The following is a 13,337-nucleotide window of genomic DNA, read 5'->3' on the forward strand; positions in this document are numbered from 1 at the left end:
AATATATCCAGTTCTACAATTACAAACGCAGACATTCAGCAATAGATTATAAGACGCCACATCAAAAATATAATGAGTTAAAAAAAGCGGCTTAAAATCTCTCCAGAAATACTTGACCATTACAGACAAACCGTTGTGCCATCTTTAAGTTTTAATTCAACAGCCGTTAGACCAGAAACGTTATATAACCATCCAGTTGAGATTAACCGGATGCCGAGCCCATAGTACCATTTGGTTCTTATCTCTTGTGTCGACTCAATTTCAGATATTTTTATTGATTTATTCCAAAATTTTGGACCAAAAAACCATTTCACTTTCCCATCTTCAACTTTGATTGTTAATGCTGAAAAAAGAATTGAAACCACACCTACAATTAAATACGCAAATCCGATCGGTTCGGTAGGTTGAGTTGCCGAAGCAAAGATAAGCACTAATGTTACAATTCCCATAACTGAAAGCATCGCGATTCCAAGCTGAGTGTTTTTATACTGCATGACGAGCTCCTTTTACAGTTAATCGCTTATTATTCAACCTCGGACAACTCCCTACCTATAATTAATTAACATCACTTCTTTAGCTTGAAGTGCGATAGCTTCCAACACTATAAAAGTAAGGCATGCCTTCTAGACTAACGATAGTTTATCTTGGTCTGGCCATCTTTAATCATTATTTTGAAAGAGTAAATAAACTCTGCTTTATTTACCGAGCAATCTTAGGAGACCGAATAGCAGTACTTTGACACCCAAATAGTAGGAAATGCGCGGCATGGAATATTGAATAAAAGCGGCTTAAAATCTCTCTAGAAATACTTGACCATTACAGATTATTTAATTTGCTTCAAAGGAAATATTTAAGTTGAAAGTCATAATGACAAAACAAGTAAGTATCAGAAATGAAGCTCCACGGCACCACGAAAGAGAATGGCGCTTTCTAACGATCATTTGTTACTTTTATTCTTTCCACTAAAAAGTCTACTGCCGCTTTTACTTTTGGGACTAAGTAGCGCTGTTTTTGATACAGCAAGTAAACCGCCATATCAGAATGTTGAGTGATAGCTAACTCATGCTCAAACTTAAGTTCTAGCAATTTACCAGACTCAAGATAAGACGCTAACGCCCATCGAGTTGACATTAAGATACCTTCCCCATCACAAGCCTTTTTCGCCAGCCAGGGTCCGTTATTTGAAATCGCCACCGCCGGTCCTGAAACGTCATGCCATTGACCGTTCATATTACATAACCAAGGCGTTGGCCCTGTTGGCGCTTTAAAATACAGGCCATTATGTTGCGTTAATTCCATCGCATTGTTAGGCACACCGTGTTTCTCTATGTAACTTGGTGACGCCACAGGAATAAAGCCATTGTCCATCAGTCTTATTGCTAACACGCGCTCATTGGGCGCGTAACCACCGCGAATAGCAATATCGACATCGTCACGTCCGAGTGTTGATAACTCGTCGCTTAAACTGACATCTAAAACAATTTGAGGGTATAACGCGCTAAATTCATCTAACAACGGCAGTAATATCTTTTCACCAAAACCCACCATCGAACTGATCCGTAAACGCCCCATTGGCGTTGTTTGGTAACTACGAACCGTTTCATTACTTTGCGCTAGTTGATTCAATATTTGCTGTACATCGTTATAATAAATTTGCCCCACTTCGGTTAGTTTAACGATTCGGGTCGAACGCTTTAACAAGGTCGCCCCCAAACTCTTTTCTAAATCAGCAACTCGTCTAGACAAGGATGATGGCGGCACATTAAACGCACTCGCCGCTTTGGTAAAGCTGCCCGTTTCTACTACCTTACTGAAATACCGCATTGCACGTAGTTGATCCAACTTACTTCTCCATTAAATCTGAGTGCTTTGGCTTTATTGTTGTCTTAAAAGCAATAGTGATTAGCATTTTCCCTTATATATAACCAAATTAAAACAGGTAATAATACAGTTAACTTAAACATTGCAACCTTAACCCTGTTGCCGCGTGTTAAAAACAGAGGTGTTAATTGCATTTTTCGGCAATTAGCACCAGTCTTCACGTAAATGATGGACACTGACTTATGATTACTTTGCACGGTTTTGCTGCTAGCAACTATTACAACCTAGTGAAACATGTACTGCTATACAAACAACTGCCATTTCAAGAAAACCTTATTTACGGTGGTAGTGACGAGTTACTGAAAGTCAGTCCAGCTGGCAAAGTACCTGCTATCACAACGACTGAAGGACTGAATATTTCAGAGTCGAGTGTCATTTGCGACTTTATCGAAGAGACTTACCCTGCAACGTCGCTATACCCTGAAAATGCAGGAGAACGAGCAGTTGTGCGTCAAATAATGAAAATGGCAGAGTTGTATTTTGAACTGCCTAGCAGACGACTAATACCTTATGCATTTTCTGGCACAGAAGTTCCTGAATCGGTTAACGCTGAGGTCCGCCAAGTGTTAACCCGTGGCATTACCGGCTTAAGTCGTTTGTGTCAGTTTTCACCTTGGATTGCCGGCGAACAATTCACCATGGCAGATATCTACGTTTATTACGTCAACACCATAGTCAGCTCGTTTGGCTCGAGCCAGCTTAACTGGGATGTACTGGCTGAAATACCAGGCATGAAACAGTGGAACGATGCCATGAGCCAAACGGTTATTGCCCAACAGGTGGAATCCGATCGCCTAGCAAACATGCCCGAATTTATGCAAAAAGTGAAAGCTCAAATCCAAGCGGCGAACGCTGGATAACACTTATTTATACGAAATGATATTAGCGATAAAAACAATCAATACTGACGTTTGGCTTGAATTCAATTACAAACAGAACATAGCCAATACCATAAAGTGATTGGCTCAATGAATTAATTATTTTACAGGAGAGAATCCCAATGACAGATACCAATATCCAACTGACTTCATTGATCAGCGAAGACAATAAATTAACACTTGCGTTAAAAAACATCGACATGCCACAACCAGGTGCCGATGAAGTGGTTATTCGCATTGAAGCTGCGCCATTAAATCCGTCTGATTTAGCCGTTCTGTTCAGCGCTGCAGATATGACTACTGCGACACAAGCAGGCACTGAACAAAGCCCCGCTATTATTGCGGATGTTCCGGCTAAATTTATGCCAGCGGTTAAAACCCGAGTCGGTAAAGCCATTCCTGTTGGTAATGAAGGCGCAGGAACCGTTGTCGCAGCAGGCTCATCGCCTGCAGCGCAAGCATTAATGGGTAAAACAGTTGCTGTCATTGGCGGTGGAACGTATCGTCAGTACCTCTGTGCCAATGTGCAAAGCTGCCTAGAATTGAAACAAGGCACTACCGCTAAAGAAGGTGCATCTTCTTTTGTTAATCCGCTTACGGCATTAGCAATGGTCGAAACAATGCGTGCTGAAGGCCATAAAGCCATTATTCATGCAGCAGCTGCGTCTAATCTTGGCCAAATGTTAAACCGTATTTGTATTGCCGATGGCGTCGATTTAATTAACATCGTCCGTAAAGCGGAACAAGAAACGCTATTACGTGACATGGGCGCAAAATACGTTGTTAACTCAAGCAGTGATACTTTCCTAGCTGACTTAACAGCAGCAATTATTGAAACAGGTGCAACGATTGCGTTTGACCCTATTGGCGGCGGTAAATTAACCAGTGACATTCTTAACTGTATGGAAGTGGCTGCATCGCGCGATATGAAAGAACACAGCGTTTATGGTTCTGACACTTTCAAGCAAGCTTATATTTATGGCGCATTAGACCGTGGTCCTATTACTCTAAATCGTAACTTCGGTTTTGCATGGGGTGTTAATGGCTTCTTATTATTCAATGCGCTAGCCAAGTTAGGCACTAAAACGGTTATGGCGATGCGTAAACGTGTTGCAGATGAAATCACCACCACATTTGCTAGCCACTACACCCATGAAGTGTCATTGGCTGAGGTATTACAATTAAAATCAATAGCGGGTTATTCTAAACATGCTACTGGTGAGAAGTACTTAATTACACCGCAAAAGTAGTTAACCTTCAAATGCCACAACAGATTAAGTGATTGATTTTTAAATCAATAAAAAGCAGATACTGATTATAGTATCTGCTTTTTATTTGCCTGTTCATCATAGCAACAATCGTGGGTGGCCATGTTATCTTGTTAGGCACGAACAAAAAGCCAACTGTAATTTGTCCGGCTTGAAAACCCTTGTTAGGTGTATTATTGCATGCACATTATAGAATCCGAACTATAACTACCATCTTGTTTTTTTAAATGTATTTCAAAATTTTGACCACAAACATTACTATTTACAAAACTTTCGCAGAAGAAATAATCCCCGTCGTGATTCACATACCAATGCGTAATGTTTGCTTTATTACTTGATTTTAATGACACAGGAATGTTGTTCACCTTATTCCAGTCGCTAAGATCAAACTCACACCCTTTTGGTGGAGTTGATGAACAACCAATTAAAATAAAAGAAAGTAATGATATTCGCCACACTCTAGATACACCTAACAGCTTATTGAAGGGCAAAAAAAATTAAAGTCGCCCTTTTAAGTTATTGATTAATATCATCCTACATTTACTATCTTCTTGATGTAAAGCAGTTTTATTTAACTCCACTGACAAATAAAAGCGAGGTTGCGCGTTAAAAGTGGACACAATATTCAACAGGAAATAAAAACACATTTATTTCAATACATTACAAAATAAACAAATTATTTATCGTACTACTTTAGTTTACTTATTAGCCGGTTTAACTTAAAAAAGCACGAAAAACCATTATAACTGTTTTTGTATACAGTACACACAACATATTAGCTTTTTTCGTCTGGGATGATGTAGCCACAGGTTCATATTTGAAATAAACTTTGGGGCAAAAACGAGTTAGTTTTCTTGACTTGAAAATGGTGTGATTCAACTCTGGACTTGAGCACGTTGAAGACTCTTTATAAAAGAATACGTGAGCTGGCCATGGATGGTGAGCTTAACTTTCGCGGTACAGGATGTACCATAGGAAGCGTTAGCATTTTCATTCTTTACTATAAAGAGTTGACCGAAGAAGGATTCAAACGAGGCCAAAAGCTCGATTAATTTACGTCGCAACCTTTTCGCTGTTCAGAAAATGTTGCCGGAACGCTGAGGGTTTGCAAAGGGGTACAAGCGCTTTATCCATTTGCTCTGGTGTGGGTGAAGCGCCACGACGTTAGTGGCCGCAGGCCATAGCCTAACCAACTTTGGGGCATACATAAGTTAAAGATGTTACTTTCAAAAGGTGTGATTCAACTCTGAACTTGAGGCCGTTGAAAACTCTTTATACAAGAATGCGTGAAGCTCACATGGCCTTTCTCGCACCAAATTGCTGAAATGGCCGTTGACGGAAATCACAGTCAGCATGAGAATGAGGTTTCGTCGAATTTGTTCGGCTGCGCCTCATATCAATACCAAATATGTTGATTATCCTTAGCACGTTAGTAATAGCGCCTATGAATCTCGCAATTCTCGACGTAAGATCTTGCCAACATTTGATTTTGGCAATTCATCTCTAAATTCAATTATCCTTGGGTTTTTATAACCGGTAAGATATTTTCTACAATGTTTTTTTATTTCATCAACGGTCACATTACCTTTGCGTACAATAAATAATTTAACTATTTCTCCTGTGACGTCATCAGGAATGCCAATGGCCGCAGCTTCGATGATGTGAGGGTGAAGTGTTGCAACTTCTTCAATTTCAGTTGGAAAAACATTAAATCCCGATACTAGAATCATATCTTTTTTACGGTCTTCAATATAAAAAATCCCATCGTCATCCATTCTTCCTATATCGCCAGAGCTTAACCACCCTCCTACATGCATTACAGTATTGGTTTCGGCTTCTTGTTGCCAATAGCCTTTCATCACTTGGGGCCCTCTAATTTGAATTTCACCAATTTGGTTAGAACCTAAAGGTTCATTTTCATCATTAACGATACGGAGTTCAGTGCTGGGTAAAGGGACACCAATTGAAGAAATAAATGATTGTTGTTGATGAGTACCTGCTGCGACTACTGGGGAACATTCAGTTAAGCCATAACCTTCTATGACAGGCATTCCAGTGAGCTGTTGCCAACGGTCAGCAATATGTTTCTGCGTCGGCATTCCACCTGCAATAGTAAAACGAGCGTGACTAAAATCTAATTTCTGAAAACCAGCATGATTGTTTAGGCCATTAAAAAGTGTATTTAAACCAAAAACCATTGTGAATGGATATTTACTTAAATCTGCTACGAAACCATCTATATCTCTTGGGTTGGTAATGAGTAGATTGGTTGCACCGAGAAAGAGCATAAACATCATACTCACTGAGTTGGCGAAAATATGATAAAGCGGAAGTGGGGTTACTGCATATTCCTTATCATATAAGGTTCTTGGGCTAAAATGAGCATGAACCTGTAGAACATTAGAAATAATATTACTATGAGTCAGCATTGCCCCTTTCGCAGGACCCGTCGTTCCACCTGTATATTGGAGGTATGCTAAATCATCTACTGTTATTTGGGGATCAATAAAGGGAAGTTTCTTGCCTTCGGTTAACGCTCTACGCAATGAAATAGCGTCGGGAATATGATATTTAGGCACTATTTTTTTGACATGTTTGATAAGAAAGTTAACCAATGTACGCTTATGAATCGCTAACTCATCGCCGATTTTGGTTAACATAACATGCTTAATATTAGTCTCATGCAGTATTTGCTGAAGGTTATTACCAAAATTTGTTACGGCAACAATAGCACTGGCCCCTGAGTCTCGTAATTGGTGTTTTAATTCTCGAGGGGTATAAAGTGGATTAACATTGACAATAATGAGTCCTGCTTTTAATGCTCCTAAAATAGTGATGGGATATTGCAATAAATTAGGCATCATCAAGGCGATTCGTTCGCCTTTTTTCATTTTTAGTTCAGATTGTAGATAAGCAGCAAAAGCGTTACTTTTACTTTCGAGATCTTGGTAGGATAAGCTATGTCCCATATTAATATATGCTGCTTTTTTAGCATGCACACTAAAAGACTCTTTAAACAAATCATTGATATTGTTATACATACTTGAATCTATTTTTGCGGGCACATCCTCAGGATATTGTGTTAACCACGGTTTATCATTTGTCATTATAGCCATCATTAATGTTGTTTAAACATCACTATTGTAAATTAATTTACCTAATCAGTATAAAAATAATAGACTGAATTCAATGAATTAACTACTGTTCTAGGGGGTTATCAGTAGTTAATCTCTCGGAGTGTGACTCATCCCTGCTTTTATCGTTTTTCCGCTTCACTCTATCTTTCTTCAACAATGGAAAAAGCATTCAGCTACTGCATTATCATGACAGTTTCTACTGTGGCACATACATGTATCAGGGGTTGTTATTAAAGAAAGCTTCGTTAGTCAGACACATGAACTAAAAAGCGTGATAAATTCCCATGGCGACTTTTTCGTATCTGTTGTTTAAGTCAATAGAGAAAATGTTGCGGGGTGGCTGGGCCGTTTCTCTTGATCTGGTGTGACGCGCCAGGACGTTAGTGGCCGCAGCCATATCGACAACAACAAACGCTATAATCAATATCCCCTACTCCTCAACCTGCAACCTGCAACCTGCAACCTGCAATCAATATCTCCAACTCTCAAAGAGTAAATCAATCACCTAACAGGCATTTTTTATATTTAATCGTTGTTTTCTGAATTGAATTAGCATTAGATGTAAGCAGGTTGTATTTGAAGGAAGAAATTACTGAATGAAAAATATTATTTGCGATATTGATGGTGTGCTACTGCATGACAACAAGCTAATCCCTGGAAGCGACAAGTTTATTCACCGCGTACTTGAACAAGGTAATCCGCTGGTTATCCTCACTAATTATCCCGTTCAAACTGGCAAAGACTTACAAAATCGACTCGGCGCTGCAGGTATTAATGTACCAGAAACTTGTTTTTATACCTCAGCCATGGCTACGGCAGACTTTCTAAAACACCAAACCGGCAATAAAGCCTATGTAATTGGCGAAGGTGCACTGACACACGAGCTCTACAATGCCGGTTTCACCATAACGGATATTAACCCAGACTTTGTCATTGTGGGTGAAACCCGCTCTTACAACTGGGATATGATCCATAAAGCATCTCGTTTTGTTGCTGGCGGTGCACGCTTTATTGCCACCAATCCAGACACCCACGGCCCTGCATTTAGCCCAGCATGTGGCGCATTATGTGCAGCCATTGAGCGTATCACAGGTAAGATGCCATTTTATGTGGGTAAGCCTAGCTCGTGGATTATCCGCTCGGCGTTGAATCATATACAGGGACATTCTGAAAACACCGTTATTATTGGCGATAACATGCGCACCGATATTCTGGCTGGCTTCCAAGCAGGCCTGGAAACGATTCTGGTGACGACTGGCGTAAGCCAAATGAGTGATATAGACAAAGAACCTTTCAGACCAAATCATGTGTTTGCCTGCGCTGGCGATATCGACGTCGTTTAATTAGCACCAGTTAATGTCCGCCAGTTAATAAACTGAGCACCCAAGACACAATTTACATTAGGTAACACAATTCCAAGCCAGTGAACTTGTTTTCAAGCACTGGCTTGCTTCATTATGCTTGTCTGAAATAAAAACGAATAACAATAACAGGACATAGCATGAAACGATTGTTTCCTTTTTGCGCCATTGCCTTACTGTCAGCATGTAACGGCGATGATGCTAAACACGCTGCAACCGACGATATTATTCCGGCTAAAGTGACTGCGGTAACCTTTGACGAACAACGCTTTAGAACCGATATTGAAACATTATCGTCAGATAAGTTTGAAGGTCGCGCGCCAACAACCCAAGGCGAAAAGCTCACCATAGAGTATTTGTCTGCCGCTTTCACCCAAATGGGGCTTAAAGGCGCTTATAAAGGCAGTTTTTTGCAACCGGTTCCAATGGTGAGCTACACCGCTAGCGAACAACAGCAGGTTACTTTAGCTGGGTTGGATTTACAGTACCGCCAAGATATCGTGTTAAGCAGTCGTCACGATAGTAGCCAGGTGAGTATTAAAGATGCGCCATTAGTGTTTGTAGGTTACGGTATTAATGCGCCTGAATATGGCTGGAATGATTACCAAGACCTCAACATGAAAGGCAAAATTGCCATCATTTTAGTCAATGATCCAGGCTTTGCACATCCTGAAGGTGCCAAGTTTAATGGTAAGGCGATGACTTACTATGGTCGTTGGAGCTATAAATTTGAAGAAGCCAGTCGCCATGGCGCGTTAGGCGCAATTATTATTCATGATACCGAACCTGCCTCTTACCCTTGGTCGGTAGTTGAAAACAGCTGGACCGGTGCTCAACAAGATTTAGTTCAAAGCAAAGCAGAACAAGATCAGCGGGTCCAAGTTGAAGGTTGGTTAACCTTAGACAGTGCTACGGCCTTATTCGATAAAGCGGGCTTGTCATTAACGTCATTAATGGATCGCGCCGCTACCAATTCACTCAATGTCGATTTAGCCCAAACAGCCAGCATTGAATTTGCCAATAAAGCGGAATATGCCGACAGTTATAATGTGGTTGCAACATTAGCTGGCAGCAAACAAGCTGATGAGCAGATTTTATTTACTGCCCATTGGGATCATATCGGTACCGATGAAACCAAAGACGGCGACCAAATTTATAATGGCGCGTTAGATAATGCCACTGGTACCGCCGGTATTTTAGAAATTGCTCGCCAGTTTGCCCAGCAAGCTAAACAAGGGCATGGCTTAGCCCGTTCATTAACCTTTATTGCCACCACTGGTGAAGAACAAGGCTTATTAGGCTCACGTTATTATGCTGCAAACCCAATTTATCCAATTGATAAAACCGTGGCAGTATTTAACCTCGACAGCACCAATATTTATGGTAAAACCAAAGATTACACGATTGTCGGTAAAGGCCAGTCTGAGTTAGAAAACTATTTAGACCGCGCTGTCGCTAAACAAAATCGTACCAGCCAAGGTGAGCTAAACCCTGCATCAGGCGGCTTTTTCCGTTCAGATCACTTCAGCTTTGCTAAATTAGGCGTGCCAGCAGTATTTGCCGGTGGTGGTAACGAACCGCTTGATGAAGCTACCGCACAATACAAAACGGCAATGCTGGTCAAAATGAAGGGTTGTTACCATAACGTTTGCGATCATTATCGTCCTGAATGGGATTTATCCGGTTCATTACAAGATTTAGGCGTGTATTACCAAGCCGCTGCTGAGTTAGGTAATAACCAAGATTGGCCAGGATACTTTGCCGGTTCTGAATTTAATCAATTACGTCCTGCAGATTAGTACAGCACTACCCTATTCCTTCCCCCCAAGGATTGGCCCATCATGTATTTGATGGGCTTTTTTATTGGTATTTGGCTATTAGCATTTATGTCATTAAGCTTTGTGTCATGAGTATCTGATTTAAGCCTTTAGATAACCTGACTTACACTTTACTAAATTCATTTAGCGCTTCGATGGCTAAAGCCGCCTTTTCTGTTTGCACAAAAATATGGTCATGATAATAAGCGGCAATAACATTAGCGCTAATGCCTTTTTCGGTGAGTTTATTGGCCACTGCAGCCGTTAAACCAACGGCATCCAGACTAGAGTGTACCGTTAAGGTAATGCCTTTAAATACTGATTCAAAAGACAAGCCGCCCTCTATAGCAGCCGCTTTGGTTAATACTAATGTCAGCCCTTCAGATTCGCGAAACGTCGCGAGTGGCGATAAAGTTTGATAATCGCCATATTGGCCGCCCGGCACTGAGCAAAAAACGTATTCGTCATCTAATAATACCGGTGACATCGATGCAAGTAATGCCGTTAAATTTGTTTCACCTACCATACTTTTTTCCTTAAATATGTTTCCGTTATAAAGCGATTTTATGGATCACGCTCTTGTGTTGCAATAAAAAGCGCCAGCCTTAATAAAATGTGGCTTAACGTAAATGCAGCTTTGCTGCCTGCTACACATAAGTGACCAATATAAGTGACTAACAGAAGTGGCTAACAGAAGTGGCTAACAGAAGTGATCAACATAACCCTATCCAGTATTAAAACACTTAACAAGTTTAGCGCTGCTTGGTTGACTATCACCGAGTGAATTGAAGCCCCATTATCGCGCATCAACATGCCACTTAGGCACGATTATGGCTACGTTAAAGGCGTTAAATGGCCATTAAGCCCCACTTTTGTTCAAATAAGCATCATACGCACAGCATTAGTGCAATTATGGCTTTTAGTGGTATTTGATTATGAAATCTTAAAAAAAATAGCCATAATCACGATAAAAATAAAGATATATCAATAAAAATGACATTTAACAAAACATTACTCAAACAAAAAGATATTTAAAAGAGATAAAATCATTAAAATAGCTATATTTATGATGTTATCTCAAAAAACAAGCTTGGCAGTTAACCAAAATGCTGGCAAAGTAGGAACCAGATAAAGATTAGCCAACGCTGCTGGAGCCGTATTATGTGTTCAATATTTTCAATTTTAGACATCAAAACTGATGCAAGCAAACTTCGCCAAGTGGCGTTAGAAATGTCAAAACTGCTGCGTCACCGCGGCCCAGATTGGTCTGGCATATATGCTGATGACAAAGCCATTTTAGCGCATGAACGTTTATCGATTGTTGACGTTGACCACGGAGCGCAGCCGCTTATCAGCCTTGATGGCAACATAGTGTTAGCCGTAAACGGTGAAATTTATAACCACAAGCAGTTAAAAGCTCAGCTAGGTGACAAATACCAGTATCAAACTAACTCAGATTGCGAAGTGATCTTATCACTGTACCAAGAATACGGTTGTGACTTTTTAGACAAACTGAACGGTATCTTCGCATTCGTACTGTATGACAAAGCCAAAGGCACTTACTTAATCGGTCGCGACCACATGGGCATTATCCCACTTTATACAGGTCTAGATGCATCTGGTAACTTCTACGTTGCTTCTGAAATGAAAGCATTAATGCCAGTGTGTAAAACGGTTGCTGAGTTTTACCCAGGACAGTATTTATATTCTGCAGACGGTAAACCGACACAGTATTATCACCGTGAATGGCGCGATTTTGATGCCGTTAAAGATAACCCAGCTAGCATTGAAGAATTACGTGAAGCATTAGAAGCCGCGGTAAAACGCCAGTTAATGTCTGATGTTCCTTACGGCGTATTATTGTCTGGTGGCCTAGATTCATCAGTGATTTCTGCCATTACACAAACATATGCAAAACACCGTATTGAAAACGACGGCGAAACCGGCGCATGGTGGCCACAACTGCATTCATTTGCCGTAGGGTTAGCTGAGTCTCCAGATTTAGTCGCAGCGCAAAAAGTGGCCGATGCCATTGGCACAATTCATCACCCTATTGTGTATACCTTCCAAGAAGGCTTAGATGCAATTAAAGAAGTGATTTATCACTTAGAAACGTACGACGTAACCACTATCCGTGCGGCTACGCCAATGTATTTAATGGCACGTAAAATTAAAGCCATGGGCATTAAAATGGTGTTGTCTGGCGAAGGTGCTGACGAACTATTTGGTGGCTACCTATATTTCCACAAAGCGCCTAACGCCCAAGCGTTCCATGAAGAATTAGTCCGTAAGCTTGATAAGCTGCATTTATTTGATTGCTTGCGTGCCAACAAAGCTATGGCAGCATGGGGACTTGAAGCACGTGTGCCTTTCTTAGATAAAGAGTTTATTGACGTAGCAATGCGCATTAACCCTGAAGCGAAGATGTCTAAAGATGGTCGTATCGAGAAGCACATTTTACGTCAAGCGTTTGAGCACAAATTACCTAAAGAAGTGGTATGGCGCCAAAAAGAGCAGTTCAGTGACGGCGTAGGTTACTCGTGGATTGATGGCTTAAAAGCTCATGCGGCAGAAAACGTAGATGACGTGCAATTTGCTAACGCAAAATTCCGTTTCCCATACAACACGCCAGAGTCGAAAGAAGCCTATTTTTACCGCAGCTTCTTTGAAGAGTTTTTCCCATTAGCCAGTGCCGCTGAAACAGTGCCAGGTGGAAAAACAGTTGCCTGTTCAACCCCTGAAGCACTATTGTGGGATGTAAGTTTACAAGGGCTTAACGACCCATCGGGCCGTGCAGTTAAAAACGTTCACGCTAGCGCGTATTAATCATTAGCTCTATGTGAACAGTATAATTGTAAACACCACCTTTTGGGTTAATGCTATTCGGATAAGCATTACTGTTTATATTTAAGTGGATAACGGCTAGGTATATAGAGCACTGAGCGTGGATACGTTCGGTGCTTTCTTTTATCTGGAAGGATAAAGTGTTTTATAT

The 13,337-nt window shown here is 40.8% G+C and carries 9 protein-coding genes; 5 read left to right on the forward strand and 4 right to left on the reverse strand.

The genetic code is table 11. The features are described 5' to 3' along the window. Window positions 1-119: 119 nt before the first annotated feature. The gene (locus H5125_RS20585) at window positions 120-494 is read right to left on the reverse strand and encodes a hypothetical protein (RefSeq protein ID WP_220487387.1); all 375 of its coding nucleotides are present in this window, start codon (window positions 492-494) and stop codon (window positions 120-122) included. Window positions 495-930: 436 nt separating this feature from the next. Next, the gene (locus H5125_RS20590; protein ID WP_162022851.1) at window positions 931-1,842 is read right to left on the reverse strand and encodes a LysR family transcriptional regulator; all 912 of its coding nucleotides are present in this window, start codon (window positions 1,840-1,842) and stop codon (window positions 931-933) included. 221 nt (window positions 1,843-2,063) lie between these two features. On the opposite strand from H5125_RS20590, the gene H5125_RS20595 reads away from it, so the two are divergent. Further along, window positions 2,064-2,741: a glutathione S-transferase family protein gene (locus tag H5125_RS20595; protein ID WP_182745258.1), complete on the forward strand. Its 678-nt coding sequence runs from the start codon at window positions 2,064-2,066 to the stop codon at window positions 2,739-2,741. Window positions 2,742-2,881: 140 nt separating this feature from the next. After that, on the forward strand, window positions 2,882-4,009 hold the full coding sequence (locus H5125_RS20600; protein ID WP_182745260.1) for a zinc-binding dehydrogenase: 1,128 nt from the start codon (window positions 2,882-2,884) through the stop codon (window positions 4,007-4,009). Window positions 4,010-5,469: 1,460 nt separating this feature from the next. Here H5125_RS20600 and H5125_RS20605 read toward each other — a convergent pair. Next, window positions 5,470-7,146: an AMP-binding protein gene (locus H5125_RS20605; RefSeq protein WP_182745262.1), complete on the reverse strand. Its 1,677-nt coding sequence runs from the start codon at window positions 7,144-7,146 to the stop codon at window positions 5,470-5,472. A gap of 614 nt (window positions 7,147-7,760) precedes the next feature. Here H5125_RS20605 and H5125_RS20610 point away from each other — a divergent pair. Then, window positions 7,761-8,507, forward strand: coding sequence for an HAD-IIA family hydrolase (locus tag H5125_RS20610; protein ID WP_011637074.1), 747 nt, complete (start codon window positions 7,761-7,763; stop codon window positions 8,505-8,507). A gap of 158 nt (window positions 8,508-8,665) precedes the next feature. Continuing rightward, window positions 8,666-10,324 carry a M28 family metallopeptidase gene (locus H5125_RS20615; protein WP_182745264.1) on the forward strand — a complete coding sequence of 553 codons (1,659 nt, stop codon included), beginning with the start codon at window positions 8,666-8,668 and terminating at the stop codon, window positions 10,322-10,324. A gap of 142 nt (window positions 10,325-10,466) precedes the next feature. On the opposite strand, the gene H5125_RS20620 is transcribed toward H5125_RS20615, so the two are convergent. After that, window positions 10,467-10,868: an ACT domain-containing protein gene (locus tag H5125_RS20620; protein WP_101087512.1), complete on the reverse strand. Its 402-nt coding sequence runs from the start codon at window positions 10,866-10,868 to the stop codon at window positions 10,467-10,469. Between the two features lie 635 nt (window positions 10,869-11,503). Between H5125_RS20620 and asnB the strand changes: the two genes are divergently transcribed. Further along, on the forward strand, window positions 11,504-13,168 hold the full coding sequence (asnB, locus tag H5125_RS20625) for an asparagine synthase B (RefSeq protein ID WP_162022843.1): 1,665 nt from the start codon (window positions 11,504-11,506) through the stop codon (window positions 13,166-13,168). Window positions 13,169-13,337: the final 169 nt, after the last annotated feature.

Source organism: Shewanella sp. SR44-4 (assembly GCF_014163715.1).
Lineage (GTDB): Bacteria > Pseudomonadota > Gammaproteobacteria > Enterobacterales > Shewanellaceae > Shewanella.

Excerpts from the sequence above, each read along its gene's own strand:
- H5125_RS20585 (WP_220487387.1), bottom strand. The coding sequence starts at position 494 with ATGCAGTATAAAAACACTCAGCTTGGAATCGCGATGCTTTCAGTTATG.
- H5125_RS20595 (WP_182745258.1), top strand. The coding sequence starts at position 2,064 with ATGATTACTTTGCACGGTTTTGCTGCTAGCAACTATTACAACCTAGTG.
- H5125_RS20600 (WP_182745260.1), top strand. The coding sequence starts at position 2,882 with ATGACAGATACCAATATCCAACTGACTTCATTGATCAGCGAAGACAAT.
- H5125_RS20605 (WP_182745262.1), bottom strand. The coding sequence starts at position 7,146 with ATGATGGCTATAATGACAAATGATAAACCGTGGTTAACACAATATCCT.
- H5125_RS20610 (WP_011637074.1), top strand. The coding sequence starts at position 7,761 with ATGAAAAATATTATTTGCGATATTGATGGTGTGCTACTGCATGACAAC.
- H5125_RS20615 (WP_182745264.1), top strand. The coding sequence starts at position 8,666 with ATGAAACGATTGTTTCCTTTTTGCGCCATTGCCTTACTGTCAGCATGT.
- H5125_RS20620 (WP_101087512.1), bottom strand. The coding sequence starts at position 10,868 with ATGGTAGGTGAAACAAATTTAACGGCATTACTTGCATCGATGTCACCG.
- asnB (WP_162022843.1), top strand. The coding sequence starts at position 11,504 with ATGTGTTCAATATTTTCAATTTTAGACATCAAAACTGATGCAAGCAAA.